General features: G+C 55.0%; 15 protein-coding genes, 1 tRNA gene and 1 CRISPR repeat array. Of the genes, 9 read left to right on the forward strand and 7 right to left on the reverse strand.

Annotated features, from left to right (window positions below; all coding sequences use genetic code 11):
• The 4 genes from narJ (at position 1) to QS713_RS02390 (ending at position 2,563) form a co-directional block, all read left to right on the forward strand.
• Complete coding sequence (gene narJ, locus QS713_RS02375) at positions 1-816, forward strand: nitrate reductase molybdenum cofactor assembly chaperone (protein ID WP_313273716.1); 816 nt, start codon at positions 1-3, stop codon at positions 814-816.
• The gene (gene narI / locus QS713_RS02380) at positions 813-1,595 is read left to right on the forward strand and encodes a respiratory nitrate reductase subunit gamma (protein ID WP_313272143.1); all 783 of its coding nucleotides are present in this window, start codon (positions 813-815) and stop codon (positions 1,593-1,595) included. The genes narJ and narI overlap by 4 nt, the downstream gene beginning before the upstream one ends.
• 94 nt (positions 1,596-1,689) lie before the next feature.
• A tRNA-Ser gene (locus QS713_RS02385) sits at positions 1,690-1,777 on the forward strand.
• 456 nt (positions 1,778-2,233) lie between these two features.
• Positions 2,234-2,563, forward strand: a complete 330-nt coding sequence (locus QS713_RS02390; RefSeq protein ID WP_313272145.1) for a hypothetical protein — start codon at positions 2,234-2,236, stop codon at positions 2,561-2,563.
• 593 nt (positions 2,564-3,156) lie between these two features.
• On the opposite strand, the gene nrdF is transcribed toward QS713_RS02390, so the two are convergent.
• Positions 3,157-4,203 carry a class 1b ribonucleoside-diphosphate reductase subunit beta gene (nrdF, locus tag QS713_RS02395; protein WP_313272146.1) on the reverse strand — a complete coding sequence of 349 codons (1,047 nt, stop codon included), beginning with the start codon at positions 4,201-4,203 and terminating at the stop codon, positions 3,157-3,159.
• Between the two features lie 440 nt (positions 4,204-4,643).
• On the opposite strand from nrdF, the gene QS713_RS02400 reads away from it, so the two are divergent.
• From QS713_RS02400 to modD, 4 genes are all read left to right on the forward strand, one after another.
• Positions 4,644-5,675 (forward strand): ABC transporter substrate-binding protein, encoded by a 1,032-nt coding sequence (locus QS713_RS02400; RefSeq protein ID WP_313272148.1) that lies wholly within the window; start codon positions 4,644-4,646, stop codon positions 5,673-5,675.
• Entirely contained in the window at positions 5,611-6,456 is an 846-nt protein-coding gene (locus QS713_RS02405; RefSeq protein WP_313272150.1) for an ABC transporter permease, read from the forward strand. Before QS713_RS02400 ends, QS713_RS02405 begins: the two co-directional genes overlap by 65 nt.
• An 83-nt stretch (positions 6,457-6,539) precedes the next feature.
• Positions 6,540-7,139 (forward strand): ATP-binding cassette domain-containing protein, encoded by a 600-nt coding sequence (locus tag QS713_RS02410; RefSeq protein WP_313272152.1) that lies wholly within the window; start codon positions 6,540-6,542, stop codon positions 7,137-7,139.
• Positions 7,140-7,193: 54 nt separating this feature from the next.
• Complete coding sequence (gene modD / locus QS713_RS02415) at positions 7,194-8,048, forward strand: ModD protein (RefSeq protein ID WP_313272154.1); 855 nt, start codon at positions 7,194-7,196, stop codon at positions 8,046-8,048.
• Between the two features lie 91 nt (positions 8,049-8,139).
• On the opposite strand, the gene QS713_RS02420 is transcribed toward modD, so the two are convergent.
• Positions 8,140-8,559 carry a YbjN domain-containing protein gene (locus tag QS713_RS02420; protein WP_313272156.1) on the reverse strand — a complete coding sequence of 140 codons (420 nt, stop codon included), beginning with the start codon at positions 8,557-8,559 and terminating at the stop codon, positions 8,140-8,142.
• Between the two features lie 27 nt (positions 8,560-8,586).
• Positions 8,587-9,012: a YbjN domain-containing protein gene (locus QS713_RS02425; protein ID WP_313272158.1), complete on the reverse strand. Its 426-nt coding sequence runs from the start codon at positions 9,010-9,012 to the stop codon at positions 8,587-8,589.
• Positions 9,013-9,421: 409 nt separating this feature from the next.
• On the opposite strand from QS713_RS02425, the gene QS713_RS02430 reads away from it, so the two are divergent.
• A complete protein-coding gene (locus QS713_RS02430) occupies positions 9,422-11,785 on the forward strand; it encodes a glycogen/starch/alpha-glucan phosphorylase (RefSeq protein WP_313272159.1) in 2,364 nt (787 codons plus the stop codon).
• A gap of 383 nt (positions 11,786-12,168) precedes the next feature.
• Positions 12,169-13,417: a CRISPR direct-repeat array (repeat unit 28 nt; unit sequence GGCTCATCCCCACATGCGTGGGGAGCAC).
• A gap of 122 nt (positions 13,418-13,539) precedes the next feature.
• Here QS713_RS02430 and cas2e read toward each other — a convergent pair.
• From cas2e to cas5e, 4 genes are all read right to left on the reverse strand, one after another.
• Entirely contained in the window at positions 13,540-13,917 is a 378-nt protein-coding gene (gene cas2e, locus QS713_RS02435) for a type I-E CRISPR-associated endoribonuclease Cas2e (protein ID WP_313272160.1), read from the reverse strand.
• Between the two features lie 5 nt (positions 13,918-13,922).
• Positions 13,923-14,915 carry a type I-E CRISPR-associated endonuclease Cas1e gene (gene cas1e, locus QS713_RS02440; protein ID WP_313272162.1) on the reverse strand — a complete coding sequence of 331 codons (993 nt, stop codon included), beginning with the start codon at positions 14,913-14,915 and terminating at the stop codon, positions 13,923-13,925.
• Between the two features lie 126 nt (positions 14,916-15,041).
• Complete coding sequence (gene cas6e / locus QS713_RS02445) at positions 15,042-15,869, reverse strand: type I-E CRISPR-associated protein Cas6/Cse3/CasE (RefSeq protein WP_313272164.1); 828 nt, start codon at positions 15,867-15,869, stop codon at positions 15,042-15,044.
• Entirely contained in the window at positions 15,866-16,639 is a 774-nt protein-coding gene (gene cas5e, locus QS713_RS02450; RefSeq protein ID WP_313272165.1) for a type I-E CRISPR-associated protein Cas5/CasD, read from the reverse strand. Before cas5e ends, cas6e begins: the two co-directional genes overlap by 4 nt.
• Positions 16,640-16,641: the final 2 nt, after the last annotated feature.

Raw genomic sequence — 16,641 nt, forward strand, 5'->3', positions numbered from 1 at the left:
ATGTCTTCTGGTTCGCGGCGTGCGCCGAGTTTTGTGCCTAAGCGGCAGAAGGCGCCTGTTACTCCGGTGGTGGCGCATACCCCTGAGCAGCGGGCGGATACGTTTTTGGCGTGCGGTTTGCTGTTGGATTACCCGCAGGAGAATTGGGATGCGGTGGTGTTAGCTGCGCGGGAGTTGGCGGCGCGGTTGCCTGCGCAGGTGGCTGAGCAGTTGGATAGTTTCTGTGGGTGGGCTGTGTTTTCGGGGCGCACCAGTGTGCAGGAAGCGTATGTGGAGACGTTTGACCGCAAACGGCGGTGTGCGTTGGAGCTTACGTATTATGCGACTGGAGATACGCGGCAGCGGGGGATTGCGTTGACGATTTTCCAGGATTTGTACGCTGCGGTGGGGTTTGAACCGCCGCGTGGAGAGGCGTTGCCGGATTATTTACCACGCGTGCTTGAGCTGGCTGCCCGGTGCGAGGGGGAGGACCTGCAGTTGGTGGAGGGCGCGATCGCTGCGAACCGAGAGGGTGTGGAGATTCTGCATGCAGCGTTGGCTTCGTTTGATTCCCCGTGGGCGAAAGTGGTGGCTGCGTTGCGGATGGCGTTACCGCAGGTGGATGAGGCAACTGAGCAGCGGATTTTCCAGCTGATCCGCCAGGGCCCACCGACGGAGCTGGTGGGGTTGGATCAGCCTCAGGATCTGCCGTGGCCAACGGATATGATGCATGCGCCCGATGGTAGTAAAGTTACCGGCCGCGACTCTGCCGCGCAGACCGCAGGTGCTGAGCAAAGTGTTGCTGGCCGCGAGGCTGGGAAGGGGACTGTGCGATGAATGTATTTTTGTGGGGCGTGTTCCCCTATGTGTGTTTGACGTTAATGGTGGTGGGTCTGGTTTGGCGTTATAACTCGGATCAGTACGGGTGGACCTCTGAGTCGTCACAGTTGCGTGAGAGCCGGATTTTGCGTTGGTCTTCGCCGATGTTTCATTTGGGTATTCTTGCGGTGGCTGTGGGCCATGTGATGGGTCTGGTGATTCCGAAGGAGGCCACGGAAGCGATTGGGGTTACTCAGCATCAGTATCACTTGCTGGCCACTATTGGTGGTGGGTTGGCTGCTGTGGTTACGTTGGTTGGGTTTTTCGGTTTGGTGTACCGCCGGTTTGTGAAGCGGTCGGTGCGGTTTGCGAATACGAAGCGTGACCGGGTGGTGTACGTGTTGCTTACGATCCCGTTGTTGTTGGGGGCGTTTGCGACTGCGTCGAACCAGATTTTTGGGCCTGAGGGTGGTTATAACTACCGGGAGACGATTTCAGTTTGGTTCCGTTCCATCTTCTTTTTTCAGCCTAATGTTGAGGTTATGGCTGGGGTTCCATTATCGTTCCAGTTGCATATTGTGGCGGCGTTGTTGTTGTTTGCGATTTGGCCGTTTACACGTTTAGTGCATGTGTTTTCTGCGCCGGTGGGGTATGTGACGCGGCCGCCGATTGTGTATCGGTCGCGTAAACCGTCGACGTCGGCTACATCTGCGTATCCGGGTTGGACTCCGGTGGAGGAGACTAAGGCGGGTGGTGTTCGCGGGGAGGATTTGTCTGCGCCCGCGCATGGCGCTTGATTGATTTTGGTGTTGGGACTGTGGCCGGTTTCGCTCTTGTGGGGGTCGGTCTGAGTTTCAGCATTGCTGCGCGTTTCGGTAGAATGGACGCACTGGAGAGCTGACCGAGCGGCCGAAGGTGGCGGTCTTGAAAACCGTTGTAGGGAAACCCCCTACCAAGAGTTCGAATCTCTTGCTCTCCGCTTCCGCCCCGCTGTTTCCTTGAAATGGCGGGGTTTTCGCATGGTTGGGGCGTGACTACTATCGCCGTGCAATCCGCACAAAGCAGCGTGATTACCACGCGATCTCTAAACGTGTTTGGAATGCTTTTCATTCTTTATTTCGATGATTTCAAGCCCTTAGGTTTGCCGCACGCAGAGGTCATCTTGTACACTGTATGTAGGGCAACCGGCGTGCTTATTGCTCTTGCTGGTCACGCCACATCAGAAATTGAAGTGTGACTGAAATGGCGACTAGTAGAGCCTACACTATTGCTAGACCGGTAGTCATTAGCCCCTCCTCTTTTTAGTTTGGATGTGGTGGCCGGTTGCCCACCAACACCATTATTTTGCGGACAGCCCGCTTGTGTCTCTAGCCTTATGCTGTACGTTGTGTATTCTTGGCGCATTATAATTGGGGTAGTTGGAAGCGGGTGTGTTATGGATTTTGATGAAGCTGTGGAGCGCTCCATAAGGGAGTTGAAAGCACAGAGCGACGAGAGTATGTGGAAAGGTCGTTACGGGTCTACCTATTATGAAACTGATCCGTTCTTTGCAGTTCAAACCGCAGCCCCTGGCTTGTTCAAGAATAAGGGGTTCATTTTTTCCCCTGATTTGTTGGAGGCGTGGGACAAATTAGTTTTGCGTGAAGATATTGATGAAGATGATTATGGATTGTTATATTTCCGTGATGGTCTTGATGACATGCTTGCCGCCCAGGCTAAACGCGGCGCTGCGTCTTCAAGTGAGGACACGGGAGCCGATCAGTAGGCAAGCTGTGAACGACCGCCTCAAAACTGGGAATCTGCCTGGCAGTAAGGTCGGTAGCACGTGGGTTATTCCGCTGCACGCTGTTCTTGCCCGAGCAGCGCAATAACTCCTATTGTCTCTGTCTCGATCGCAGCTGGAATCACTAGGAAGATATGGAAGAGAGCCAATTTCGCTCGGTCTTATGCTCGCGCATATTGAATGGCGCCTACTAGTGCGACTATCCCACATGTGGCGGTGATCGCGGCGACCGCTAGGTGTAGTGGGTCGGGTAGCATGCGGGTTGGCAGCGCGGCTACCAGTAGTGCTGTTCCACCTGCTGCCAGTGCTGTTTGTGGTTTTATTCTTATCATTTTGGAGTGCCTTCTCATTGTCTGTTATGTTTGATGTAGCGGGCACCTCGCCCCGGCTTGGGGCGAGGTCGGAAGATTAGTTATCTTCCTTGTTGTCCTTTCGGGTTCGGAAGGCGGCTATGATGGCCGCTATCCCTGCGGCCGCTTCTCCGATCCCCTTTAGGATTTCCATTTTCGCATAAACTAGTTCCCTTTTCTTTTCCTCCGCGTCGCCTAGTGGCTCACCCGTAGAATCAGCCCGCTTTAGAATCCCCAGTCTTCATCCGTGGTTTCTTCAGCCACTCCCATAACGTAGGAGGAGCCTGACCCAGAGAAGAAATCGTGGTTCTCATCCGCAGCGGGCGACAGAGCAGCCAACACCGCCGGATTCACCGCGGTTTCCTCAGCGGAAAAAAGCGGTTCGTAACCTAAATTCATCAAGGCTTTATTGGCGTTATAACGAACAAACATCGCCACGTCAACCATTAACCCCACCGGATTGTAAAGCTCACCCGAATAACGCATCTCTAAATCGTAAAGCTCCCGCACCAGGCTGTACGTGAAAGTGCGCATCGCCTCCTGCTCAGCCGCGCTCTTTTGCCGCAAACCACACTGGTACTTATACCCCGAATAGTAACCATGAACAGCTTTATCACGAAGAATCAAGCGGATCATATCCGCCGTGTTCATCAACAACCCGCGCGTCGAATAATACAACGGTAAGTAAAACCCAGCATAAAGCAGCATCGAAGACAGCAGGGTAGAAGCCACTTTGCGTTTCAGCGGATCCTCACCCCAGTAGTAACGCATAACCGTCTTAGCTCGGCTTTGTAACAGGTCGTTACCTACCGCCCACCGATAAGAACGCGCAATCTCCTCGGAAGACGCCAACGTAGAAAAAACAGACGAATAAGAACGCGCATGCACCGCCTGCATAAACGCGATATTAGTGTAAATCGCCTCCTCATGCTCCGTCTTACCATCTTGAATCTGCGCGGGTTCACCAACTGTGGCCTGTACCGTATCCAATAGCGTCAAGCCCGTAAATACACGCATAACTAGCTGTTGCTGCTGCGCGCTCATCGTGTGCCACGTAGCCAAATCGTTCGACAAAGGAACTTTCTCTGGCAACCAAAAATTAGCGGTCAGCCGGTTCCAAATCTCCAAATCCTTCTCATCCTGCAGATCATTCCAATTCACAGGTCTTAATCGCCCATGAGGGTCTGTGCGCAACTTAGGTGGCGTGATAGACACGTCGTAAATACAACGATCACCAATGCGCGTGCCACTGTTTGAAACCGAATTCTCCATACAAACCTACTTCCTTACCCCTGTAAACCTGCCGAACATTTTGCTTCCCGGGCCACCTACCAGCAAACCCCGTGGCGAGTTCGCTTGGACAGCCACAAATTCAACATCGATAGGTATGGCTAAATAATAGTTACGACCCATCGACATGTATAACGATAACACTACATGTGGGAGTGAGTGGTAATTGTTGGCACCACATATAGTTTTGTAGTCCTTTCAAGCGGTGTAAACGCGGACGAAGGGGGTGGTAAGTAGGACCGTTCTTGCTCTCAAAAGAAGAGTGCTCACTGATGTGCCTAAGAGTGCTCACTTATGTACCTAAGAGCGGTCACTTATGTGCCCAATAGTGTTCGCTTATGTACCTAAAGTAGTATTTGCCGGCCTGATAGGGTGTTTGCGTACCCGATAGCAAAAAACACCGTATTTACAGGAGCTCAAGCGTGTTTACCAGAAAAAAGCTTACCGCCGTCGTGGGAACTGTCGCAGCAGTCATGTTAGCCCTCACCGGCTGCAGCAGTGATCCTAAAACAGACAAGAGCGCGGAACAGTCTACCTCGCCAAGTGCTTCTGCCAGCAGCGAGGGTGCAGAAGTCAACTTGGGACTAATTGGCGGCTTCCCCTCAATAAGCGCAGCGAACCTGTTGGAATCAAATGAGAAAGGGGAAACGCAGAATAAATACAAGCAAATAAAAACGTCGAAACCGGACGAGATCACCACAAAGCTAGTCAACGGTGAGCTAGACGCTGCTACCGTTCCCACCAACCTCGCTGCCACTTTGTATAACAAGAAACCTGAGAGCATCCAGATCGCCGCAGCGACGACCCTGGGCGTGATCCAGATTGTTAGTCGCGATCCAAATGTGACATCAATTACGGACCTGTCCGGACACGATGTGATTTCTGCTGGTAAAGGTGCGATTCCACAGTACACACTGCTGGAAGTCCTCAAGAAAAAAGGACTTAAGAACGGCGAGGACCTGAACGTTGAATTCTTCCCCGGTCACGACGAGGTTGTCAGCCAGTTCGCGTCGGGCAAAGCAGATACCGCAGCGATTCCTGTGCCCGCCCTCGTGAAATTGATGCAAGAGAACCAAGATGTGCACGTGGTGGCGGACCTGTCTGACCAATGGGAGAAAATCCACCCAGGAACCATGTACGCGCAAGGTGTGCTCGTGCTATCGAAAAAGTTCGTAGACGAAAACCCGCAGGCAGCCAAGCTGTTTGTTGAAGAATATCGTGAATCAGCGGAGGCGGCGAAGAAAAACGTCGAAGAAACTGCGAAGCTAACCGGTAAGTTCGAACTCATGCCCACGCAGGTTGCGAAAGAGGCGATTCCGAAGTGCCACCAGGTGTTCATTACGGGCAGTGATTTGCAGGATATGCTCACGCCGTTTTTAGAAATGTTGCATGAGGCCAACCCCGCGTCAGTGGGCGGTGAAGTGCCGGGAGCCGACTTCTACTTTGGCGCCTAAAACCACGCGGTGGACGGTGCAGCTGCACCGGGCAGCGCGGTGGGTATTGGTGGCAGCTTTCTGGGTGAGTGTGTGGGCACTGCTGGCGCATTGGGTGGGATCTGACCTGCTGCTAGTTGGCCCCGCAGGTACCCTCGCGAAACTGTGGGAGATGCTGCACGAAGCCACTTTCTACACTTCCGTGCTGCAAACCGTGGGGAACATCGTAGCTGGGTTCGTTTTGTCGCTCGTGGTGGGGGTTGTCCTAGCCTTTTGCGCGTACTTTTTACCACTTATTGCAACCGTGCTGAACCCGCTGGTGCGGTTTATCCGCGTGGTACCTGTCGCCTCAATAACGATCACTATTTTGGTGTTCATGTCCTCGCGGTACCTGCCGATTGTCGTGGCATTCCTCATGGTGTTTCCCCTCGTGTATATGAATGCGTGGACAGGAATCGATAAAACCAGTGCGGAGTTAAGAGAAATGTCGAGGGTATTTCGCGTGCCTTTACACCGACAACTGCGCTCGATGTATCTGCCTGCCACCATGCCGTACGTGGTTTCTGCATACGTAACTGGTTTCGGGTTCGCATGGAAGTCAGCGGTGACGGCAGAGGTTATTTCTTCAGCTACCGCCAGTGTGGGCGCCCACCTGAGTGACGCAAAAGTGTACCTAGATACCCCCGCACTGTTTGCATGGACATTTGTGATCGTCATTGTTGCGACAGTTACCGAACGTATTGCGATATGTTTGATTCCTAAACGTCAACGCCTGCACGTGGCAACGCGGGGAGGGGCGTGAAAATGGGGGACGTTACTGTCACTGACTTAAGTGCGTGCAACCACGAGCCGTCTCCTAGTGGCAGTGAGAGTGAAGGAGCTGCGATGAGTGCGGGCTCCGAGCGCGGGCCTGCCCAGACCCTCATCGAACTGAAAAATGTGGGGAAGCGATACGGCGCGAACTGGGTTTTTACGGATGTGAACCTGACTATCCCAAAGCGCGGGGTGGTGGCGTTTGTGGGCGACTCGGGGACGGGAAAAACCACGCTTAGTCGGATTGTGCTTAAACTGACCGCGCCGTCGCGTGGGCGGGTATGGCACGAACATGAACTGACGGTGTCAGCCTTGTTCGCAGAAGACCGCTTGCTCCCCACTCAAACTATTGAACAGAACTTGCAGTACGTGGGGGTTGAGCCGCGACGCGCCACGGCGCTAGCTCAAGAGCTGGGAATCGCACAGGTAATGGGAAGTTACCCCACGGAACTATCCACGGGAATGGGGCGGCGAGCTGCCTTGCTGCGCGCTCTGATGGTGCCCTCAGACGTACTCCTGTTGGACGAGCCGTTTAAAGGAATCGACACTCGGCAACGCGACCTGATTGCGCCGTGTGTAGCGCGTGAACGCGACCGCCGCGCCGTGCTCTTGATCGATCATGACACGGACCGGGTGGCCGCCCTCGCGGACAAAGTAGTTCAACTAACCTAGTTCATCTAGCCTTATCCCAATGACAGGGTTTTGTTGACCGGGCACGAAAGAAGAATGGAGGTTGAAATGATGTACTTCACCACTGCTGAAATAGAACGTTTTCTACTTGAGGACATGCCGTTCCAAGACCTCACGACCGACGCGTTGCAGCTGTCTGGGGCGTGCACGGCTGAGTACTTTACGCGTGAAAATGGGGTGGTTAGCGGGCTGGAGGAAGTGCAGCGGCTAGCGGACCTGCTGGGGGTTGACTTCTCTTCAACTCTCGGTTCTGGCGCGGAAGTGTCAGCAGGCGACACCCTGTGTACTGCCCGCGGCCCCGTGCGAGCGGTTTTCGCTTTGTGGAAGGTTGGGCAGAACATTCTGGACACGTGCAGTGGGATAGCTACCCGCGCGCACGAGATGCGTACGGCACTGCGAGTGGCGGGGCTGTCACTTCCCCTGCTGGTGACCCGTAAAGTAACGCCTGGGGCTAAGAAACTGATGGTCAAGGCCGCTTTGGATGGGGGTGCGGTGGCGCATCGAATGGGGGTTTCCGAAACTATTCTCGTGTTTGGCCAGCACATTCAGATGGCCGGCGGGGTAGACGCTTTCGTAACCCAACTACCGCGAGTTAAACGCGCGAACATCGAGAAGAAAATCATCGTCGAAACCTCCGACCCACACGTAGCCACTCGGGTTCTTGCGGCGGGGGCGGATGGGATCCAGTTCGACAAGGTACCCACCCAGCGTTTAGCCACAATTGTCAAAGATATTCATGAGGCCTACCCCAACTCCGTGCTTCTAGCCGCCGGTGGAGTGAACCCCTCAAACTGTGTTGAATACGGGCAAACTGGCGTCAATGGGTTGGTAACCACATCGATCTACCACGCCCCACCACTAGATATAGGGGTACGCATAAACCGCAGCTAAAGGTGCCGCACAGCTAGCGGTTAACAGTGTGTAAAGCTCACGGCTAACGGTGCGTTTACTCGGGAGCCGCCGGGTTTATTCTGCGCGCCCCTTATTCAGCTTGCCGGTGCGCGCGGAACTCTGCGCATGCATGAACGCAAGCACCCACGATAGTTAGTAGCCAACTGTCGAGCTGCGCGTCCGTTGCCCCCTCGTGAATCGGAACGCCCGCGGAAGTAACCAGAGCCACGTTCCCCGCGTGCTCGTTTACTTTCGCATAAGCATTACCGTACAAACAGGTGGTGTTCCACTGATTTGCCCACGCTGCCACCGCATCGAACTGGTCCATAGGCACCGCAGTGTTCGGGTCAAACGTTACGCAAGTAAGCACCTCGGGTTGAAACGGTACCGTCACAAACGCGTCTTCAAATCCGGCGATGAGTGTCTCTTCCCCCTCAGCAACATCAAAATCCCACTTTAACCGCTGCGCCGCAGCTTTAACGCGGTCGAATGTGACCGTTAAATCAGACATAGTTAACTCTCTTTCCAAGTAACCTGGTTAACTTTCTTTCCACGTAATTAAGTGGGGGAAACGCGCTGCCGCTTCGTCGCATAACTGCGAACCCGTCACCAGCATGGCCTGCAGTGACGCTTTCAACTGAGTGTCGGTAAGCCCAGCTGCAATCGGTAGCGCTTGGATCACGATCATGGATTTTTCTTTGTCCTCCGTGGCAACAACCCGCCCTGTGGCAAACATTTCGTTCAAACTGTTAACAAACGGCAGGAGCTTATCGACGTCTTCACGTTCGCGGAAAAGTCCGCGCCACACGGTGGACACTATCACCGAGTGTTCCTCAACGGACACGCTAATTAGAGCGTCTACATACTGTGCGACTAGTGAACCATCTTCCGTAGGAATGGGTTCCACGTTCAGCTCTTTCAAAACCTTATTTACCCGAGGTTTCGTAACCTCTTCAACCGCCATCGTGCCCTCCCAATAAAACTGGTATCTGAATAAGGGTACCAAGTTGCGGCAGTGTTTCTCGCCGCCGGGGGGCGCGTACCTTCTACACTGCGGCAGTGTTTCTCGCCGCTGGGGATTGACTCGCGTGCACACCCAAGTTCGATCTGCGAGTAGAGCGGGCTGGTTCGTGTACGTCCCCAAGTTTGGTCCGTGAGCACGGCGGGGCGGTTCTCAAGTAGGGAAGACCTGTTTGGGCGCGGCGGCAGGAGAGTGGTGTGGACGGTAGGGTTTGTAATGAGAGTTTGTTACGAGAACGACCGCGATTTGTCGCTATTCGCGTAAAGATTCGGACAAGAGTGTTTTAGTCGATAGAATTTCGGTGGTTCTCGCGTTACGGCGCGTCTACTGCAACATATTGGAAGGACATGTAATGTCTGTTGATTTCAAGCGGTCCTCACGCTCACAGGTGCGGGCCATATCAGGACGACCAGCATCAGCCTCAACCACGATGGAACTTTGGCAAGGTCTATCTGCCGCAGTTGTCGACAAGATTGCGGATAACTGGCACGAAACCACACAGAAGTACCGTAAGGGCCGGCGCCAGCACTACTTTTCTGCTGAGTTCCTCATGGGACGTGCTCTACTGAACAACCTGTTGAACTTGGGGTTGTACGACGAGGCGCGGGAAGCAGCACAAGCGTACGGAGTGGACCTGTCGGACATTTTGGAGCAGGAACCCGACGCCGCGCTGGGCAATGGTGGCCTCGGGCGTTTGGCGGCATGCTTCCTGGATTCTTGCGCGACGCAGAACCTGCCGGTGGTGGGGTACGGAATTTTGTACCGCTACGGTTTGTTTAAGCAGGTGTTCGACCGCGGTTACCAGACGGAGCATCCGGACCCGTGGATGGAAGAGGGGTACCCGTTTGTGCTGCGCCACGAGGAAGCGCAGCGAGTGGTGCACTATCACGACCTGACAGTGCGAGCGATTCCGTATGACATGCCGATCACGGGGTATGGCACGGATAATGTGGGGACGTTGAGGTTGTGGCGCGCGGAACCGATGGAGGAATTCGACTACGACGCGTTTAACTCGCAGCGGTTCACTGACGCGATTGTGGAGCGGGAACGCACGTCCGATATTTCCCGCGTCCTGTACCCCAATGACACGACGTATGAGGGCAAAGTGCTGCGCGTGCGGCAACAGTACTTCTTTGTGTCCGCATCCTTGCAGCAGATTGTGGATAACCACAAGGCAGTGCACGGTGACTTCCACAACTTCGCTGAGTATAACTGTGTGCAGTTGAACGACACGCACCCGGTGTTGGCGATCCCGGAGCTGATGCGGTTACTTATGGATGAGCAGGGTCTGGGTTGGGACGAGGCGTGGGACATTGTGTCGCACACGTTCGCGTACACAAACCACACGGTTTTGGCGGAGGCGTTGGAACAGTGGGAGATCTCGATTTTCGACCGTTTGTTCCCCCGGATCATGGAGATTGTGTATGAGATTGACCGGCGGTTCCGCGCGGATTTAGCTGCTCGCGGCTTTGACCAGGGGAAGATTGATTACATGGCGCCGGTTAGTAACGGGCACGTGCACATGGCGTGGATTGCGTGCTACGCGTCGTATTCAATTAATGGTGTGGCCGCGATTCACACGGAGATTCTGAAGCGGGACACGCTGCATGATTGGCATGATATTTGGCCGGAGCGGTTCAACAATAAGACCAATGGGGTTACGCCGAGGCGCTGGTTGAACCAGTGCAACCCCCGTTTGGCAAAGCTCCTCACGGAAGTGGTGGGGTCGGACGAATGGGTGCGTAACCTGGATGTACTAGCGGAGCACGAGGGGGCGGCGGATGACGAACTGTTGGCCCGCCTCAACGATATTAAGCACGCCAATAAGGTGGATTTCGCGAATTGGATCGAGAAACGCCAGGGCGTGAAGATTGATCCGGACGCGATTTTTGACGTGCAGATTAAGCGGCTTCACGAGTATAAGCGGCAGCTGCTGAACATTATGTACGTGCTGGACCTGTATTTCCGTATTAAGGAGAACCCGAGTTTGGATGTGCCGCCGCGCGTGTTCATTTTTGGGGCGAAGGCAGCGCCTGGGTATGTGCGTGCGAAGGCGATTATTAAGCTTATTAACGAGGTAGGCTGCCTGATTGACAACGACCCGGAAGTGTCGAAGTTGATTAAGGTCGTGTTCATTGAGAACTATAATGTGTCGCCTGCGGAGAAGATTATTCCGGCAACTGACGTGCATGAGCAGATTTCAACTGCGGGTAAGGAAGCGTCGGGCACGTCGAATATGAAGTTCATGATGAATGGCGCTTTGTGTTTGGGCACCATGGATGGTGCGAATGTTGAAATTCATGAGGCCGTGGGTGACGACAATGCGTACATTTTTGGTGCTCGGGAAGAGGAACTGCCGGAGCTACGCAAGACGTATGATCCGCGGCATGAGTATGAGACCGTGCCGGGGTTGAAACGGGTGTTGGACGCGTTTATTGATGGGACGTTGAGTGATGATAACTCGGGTATGTTCCACGATTTGCGGGTGTCGTTGTTGAATTCGAATGGGTATGAACCTGTGGACGTGTACTATTTGCTGGGTGATTTCGCGGATTACCGACAGACGCGGGATAGGCAGGCGCGGGACTATGCGGATCGGAAGCGTTGGGCGCAGATGTGCTGGGTGAATATTGTGCGTTCTGGCCGGTTCTCTTCTGACCGTACGATCCGGGATTATGCGGATGGCCCGTGGGCTTTGGAACCCCAAGCGATCTGATATTAGGGTGCTGTGAGTATTTCCCAGGTAATTCCTAGGTAGACCCAACTTCTTTAACAGGAACCCGTTTTAGACTAAAAACAACTTCACGGAGACAGGGTGACTCGAGAGAGTTGCTCACAGGATTTACTGGAAGTGTTAGTGTTCAGTCCTGTTGTTTCCGGAAGGGGGTTTTCTGACTTGGGTTGTTAAGTCTGGGAAAACTCGCACTGTGTTGATGGGATACAGTTAGGGGCCGCTTCGAGCGGCCTCTAACTGTATGTGCACACACTGTGGTTGGTGTGCGGGACGTGGCTGCGCAAAATGATGCAACCGTGATCAAAATCAGTCGCGTGGGGATGCGTCATGTTGACACACCACGAACTCTCTAGCCGCCGGCCCCGTACCTAGCCCCACATGCGTGGGGAGCACAACCAAGCCTGTAGCGTATACGCTACATATAGCGGCTCATCCCCACTTGCGTGGGGAACATGTTCAAAGTACGCGACGAAGCCAAGTCAGATAGGGCTCATCCCCACATGCGTGGGGAGCACACGCGCCAGGCATTAGCCCGTCCCGGCAGTACGGGTTCATCCCCACATGCGTGGGGAGCACTGGTTTTGCCGCGTATATATTTGCGTGCTGCAGGGCTCATCCCCACATGCGTGGGGAGCACGTGCGTCTCCAGCTGCGCGGGGGCATGTACCCGGGCTCATCCCCACATGCGTGGGAAGCACAGGGGCTGGTATTTAATCCCCTTGGGTAGGGCCGGCTCATCCCCACATGCGTGGGGAGCACTTACCGTCAGTGTTAATCTCACGTTCACTAACCGGCTCATCCCCACATGCGTGGGGAGCACCGTAGTCGATTGTGGGAAGATGGCGTACAGATCGGCTCATCCCCACATGCGTGGGGAGCACGCTCTCGGAGCTGGTTGCTAGGGCAGAGCGTACGGCTCATCCCCACATGCGTGGGGAGCACCTGTTCAACGTTGCTGTAGGTCTGGGAATTTCCGGCTCATCCCCACATGCGTGGGGAGCACTGAGAGAGCACCAAGCACGGCTTAAAGAACGACGGCTCATCCCCACATGCGTGGGGAGCACATGAGCATGGATTTCCAGGACGGGGAAAGGTTCGGCTCATCCCCACATGCGTGGGGAGCACGCACGTGTTCTAGCCGCGTGTACTGCGTGACCAGGCTCATCCCCACATGCGTGGGGAGCACGCACTCTCTGCACGTCCCTGCTCGTGATACTACGGCTCATCCCCACATGCGTGGGGAGCACTCAACCAGCACAAGGTCCTCGACCTCGCGCCAAGGCTCATCCCCACATGCGTGGGGAGCACACTGTTTTCGCGGCCGCTCACTCTCGCGTGTTATGGCTCATCCCCACATGCGTGGGGAGCACTTACCGTCCAAAGAACGCTGTGATCGTCGTAAGGGCTCATCCCCACATGCGTGGGGAGCACCCACTCGTCACTACCCTGCTCCAACTCATCATAGGCTCATCCCCACATGCGTGGGGAGCACATGCAGGTGGATGAGATCGGGGCGAGCCTCATGGGCTCATCCCCACATGCGTGGGGAGCACTTGGGGTTTGCATTCGCTCCGTGATACTGATGAGGCTCATCCCCACATGCGTGGGGAGCACACTTGCTGATCTGCAGAAATATCCGGTGACCTAGTGGTTCTTAGTTACTTCTGCGAGATAGACAAGATACGAATTAACCATTGGAGCCTCTCAGCCATATAGTCAAACAGTAGCAGTTGACACTAGTTCTTTTCTACAGTCGTGTACGCCTCACGCCACTTCCCTTGACGCGCCCTTGCCATGCGGCTTGCAATACTCCAACCAGTCTTCCGATCCGCCTGCACCTTCCTCTTAAAAGGCCGCTTAATCAACGTGAGCCCATCAAAATCCACCGGTTGCCACTCCTGGTTATGAACCCGAACTTTAAGCCGCTGCTCACCAGGCGCCGAATACGTCATCACCACCCTCCCTTCATTACAAAGCTCACGCACCCGGTCCCACAAAACCTCCCGAATCCGCGCCGACACCTGCCCCACATACACACCTGGGCTTACCTCCATCAACCACTTAGTCAAATCACCCCGCAAACCCTGCGGGCAAGCAGTCAACACCAACGTCATCACAACTACACACCCGCTCCCTCACCACTAGCCGCTCCCAGCGCACCAGGTTTCACCGAACCTTGCCGGCGTCTTTCATCCGCATAGTTCTTTCCCGCCTCAACAGGCCCACTCGCCTGCCCAGACCACAAAACCAAACCACCCGCGCTCAAATCAGGATCCTCCCCAGGCACCAGCAACTCCTTAATGTCAGCACTGATGCGCTCAAGCAACCGGTGCTCAACAATCGCGTCCCGCATCCGCCGACGAACCTCCCCCGTAGCATCAGCAACCCCCTCAGACACAACCTCAAACGCAATCGGAATAGAAGTCTGTGCCTTATACAAATCCGCAACATCAAAAAGGAAAGCCCGATCAGTACCCGCATGCACAAACCCCAACGCGGGCGAACAACCCAACGCAGCAACCACAGCATGCACCACACCATACAAACACGCATTAGCAGCAGAAAGAGCCTGATTCACCGGATCCCCATAAGAAAAATCCTGCGAATCATAATCCCGCCTACTCCAAGACACCCCCGTACGTTCCGAAACATCAGCGTAAACCCGTCGCATACGCGCACCCTCACGGCCACGCAACTGCTGCATCGTCAGCGTCGAAACATCCTCATTAGGAAACCGCCACTCATACATTCGCCGCGCAACCTTCACACGCTCCCGCGGTGTCGTACTCAACCGCGCCTGCACATCCAACAAACGCGAACTCGCAGCCAAAGACCGACCCCCAGCGTAAAACCGCACCCCCTTCTCACCAACCCACACCACGGACACACCAGAATCCCCAAGCAACGCGATCGCCGCATAAGTCACCCGCGTCCCCGGACCCAACATCAAACACGCCACCATCGCCACCGGAATATGAACCGTTCCCTCCGCATCAGTTGCGGTAATCGCATTATCATCCCGGTTCACCGTGCAACGCTCTAAATACACAAAAGACCAGCGGTCACTAACCTGGCCAACCTCCTGACGCCGCGGAGGCGCCACCCCAAACATGTGCGCTCACTCCTCAAAAAAATAAGAAACCAAAAAAATAAATAGCGAAAATCCTAAAACTATTCGCGTGCGCGAGGTGCCCGGCCACACGAACGAAGGCCGGGCACCAAAACCTGCACATAAAAACTACGTAAGTGGCTTCATCGTCATCAAACCACAGCCATAGCCCTTCGCCCGCCCAATCCCATTCAACAAAGCAGAACGCAACAAGCCGGCATCGGTAACCTCCAGGACACCGTCAAACTGAGCCTTCCGGATAGAAAGCCGCTTAAAAGGGCTCTTTCCGCTACCACGCCGATCAGACTGCGGATTCTCAGCAGAAAGAGGCTTCGATTTGCGGTGGAACCTAGCGTCATCACACCGCGTAACCGTAACCAGAGGTGTGGGCGGTAGCGGATCCGCGTCTTGTCTTGTAAGAGCATCCCCTAAGGCCGGGGCATCTCCTAGGGTGGGACCATTCTCGAGAGTGGGAACCGGAAGAGTCGAATCAAACTCGCTGCGCTGCAGACACCGGAATCCGTTTTTCTGCGCTCGCTCAACCAGCCACTTAATCTGTCCATTAACAGTCAGTGGACGCACGGGCCCAGTTTTCTTATCCCCATGGTTAGCAGGTTCGCGCTTAACCGGGTTAGCGGTAAGGCGGAACGCGTAACGCTCACCCTTGGTGATGCGGTCAAGGAACCGCTCGTAGTCCGCGCTCTTCCACTCCTGACCAGCCCACCCGGCCTGCTCCACAATATGCGTAAAATCCGGCGCGATTGGGCTAACCACATACAACTTGTACGCCGGCCCATCATGATCCAAACGCCACAGCACGCGCGATGGCGCGCCTTCCAAAGCACTCGGCGGAAAACTCGACATCACAGCCGCATGCATAGCCTGCGGGTTCGCAATCAGCTTCGCACCCCCACGCCTACGCGCGTTAATCTCAATCAGTGAAAACGTGCTCGTCACTGCGAATCCACCGCCTCAAAATAACCACCATCAAAACGCAAACCAGCCGCACCACCATCGTGGGTAGACGCCACGGGAACGTCTGGAACCGAATCCGGCGCAGAGTCCACGGGAACGCGAACAGGGTCGCATTCCACTACTTCTCGCCACGCGTACCGGCGTTCTTCTTGCGAAAAACTAACTGGCACGTCGCGGATCGCGTCCCCCCGCTCGCCCTTACGAGCGTCACGAAAAACGGGGAGGGTGATCGCGCTCTTACCTAAATGCTGCGCATCGTTCTTCATCCGCCTCTGATACCACTGCCCCGCCTGCCAGGGCAGGGAACGCAGCGACTCCTCAAGCGAAGAATCTTCAACTCCCAACAAAATATCCGTACTTGCCGGGCAAGAACGCCGCCCCAAAAACAGGGGGAACACCGGGCGTTGTAAAGCCCCCGCAATCTGTGCAAGCGTGTCCCGAGGGCCTTCCAACCCAGCTACAAAACACGCGTCCTGCAGATAGTAACGGGTGATGATGCTGGTGTTCTTCTCACCGGCCCGCTGCGCAGTCTGGAAATCACGCAAAATAGTGCCCGGCTGGTCCACCCGCACACCGAACGTGAGCGCACTCAAATCCGACATGTCAGCGGTGCGTTCGCGTCCTAACGCAGCCGCACACAAACCAACCACCCCCGATTTTGTGGGCACATTATCCGTGTGGCGGACCATGTAGCGGCTAGCACTTCCCCAAGACTGCAGCGGACCTCGTAGTTTTAACAACAAGGTGCTCATAC

Source organism: Gleimia hominis (assembly GCF_032085515.1).
GTDB classification, from domain to species: Bacteria; Actinomycetota; Actinomycetes; order Actinomycetales; family Actinomycetaceae; genus Gleimia; species Gleimia hominis.

What these genes read in the sequence shown, in the direction of transcription:
- cas5e (WP_313272165.1), bottom strand. Translation starts at nt 16,639, where the DNA reads ATGAGCACCTTGTTGTTAAAACTACGAGGTCCGCTGCAGTCTTGGGGA.
- QS713_RS02425 (WP_313272158.1), bottom strand. Translation starts at nt 9,012, where the DNA reads ATGGCGGTTGAAGAGGTTACGAAACCTCGGGTAAATAAGGTTTTGAAA.
- QS713_RS02420 (WP_313272156.1), bottom strand. Translation starts at nt 8,559, where the DNA reads ATGTCTGATTTAACGGTCACATTCGACCGCGTTAAAGCTGCGGCGCAG.
- QS713_RS02405 (WP_313272150.1), top strand. Translation starts at nt 5,611, where the DNA reads ATGAGGCCAACCCCGCGTCAGTGGGCGGTGAAGTGCCGGGAGCCGACT.
- QS713_RS02430 (WP_313272159.1), top strand. Translation starts at nt 9,422, where the DNA reads ATGTCTGTTGATTTCAAGCGGTCCTCACGCTCACAGGTGCGGGCCATA.
- cas1e (WP_313272162.1), bottom strand. Translation starts at nt 14,915, where the DNA reads ATGTTTGGGGTGGCGCCTCCGCGGCGTCAGGAGGTTGGCCAGGTTAGT.
- narJ (WP_313273716.1), top strand. Translation starts at nt 1, where the DNA reads ATGTCTTCTGGTTCGCGGCGTGCGCCGAGTTTTGTGCCTAAGCGGCAG.
- nrdF (WP_313272146.1), bottom strand. Translation starts at nt 4,203, where the DNA reads ATGGAGAATTCGGTTTCAAACAGTGGCACGCGCATTGGTGATCGTTGT.
- QS713_RS02410 (WP_313272152.1), top strand. Translation starts at nt 6,540, where the DNA reads ATGAGTGCGGGCTCCGAGCGCGGGCCTGCCCAGACCCTCATCGAACTG.
- QS713_RS02390 (WP_313272145.1), top strand. Translation starts at nt 2,234, where the DNA reads ATGGATTTTGATGAAGCTGTGGAGCGCTCCATAAGGGAGTTGAAAGCA.
- narI (WP_313272143.1), top strand. Translation starts at nt 813, where the DNA reads ATGAATGTATTTTTGTGGGGCGTGTTCCCCTATGTGTGTTTGACGTTA.
- modD (WP_313272154.1), top strand. Translation starts at nt 7,194, where the DNA reads ATGGAGGTTGAAATGATGTACTTCACCACTGCTGAAATAGAACGTTTT.
- cas2e (WP_313272160.1), bottom strand. Translation starts at nt 13,917, where the DNA reads ATGACGTTGGTGTTGACTGCTTGCCCGCAGGGTTTGCGGGGTGATTTG.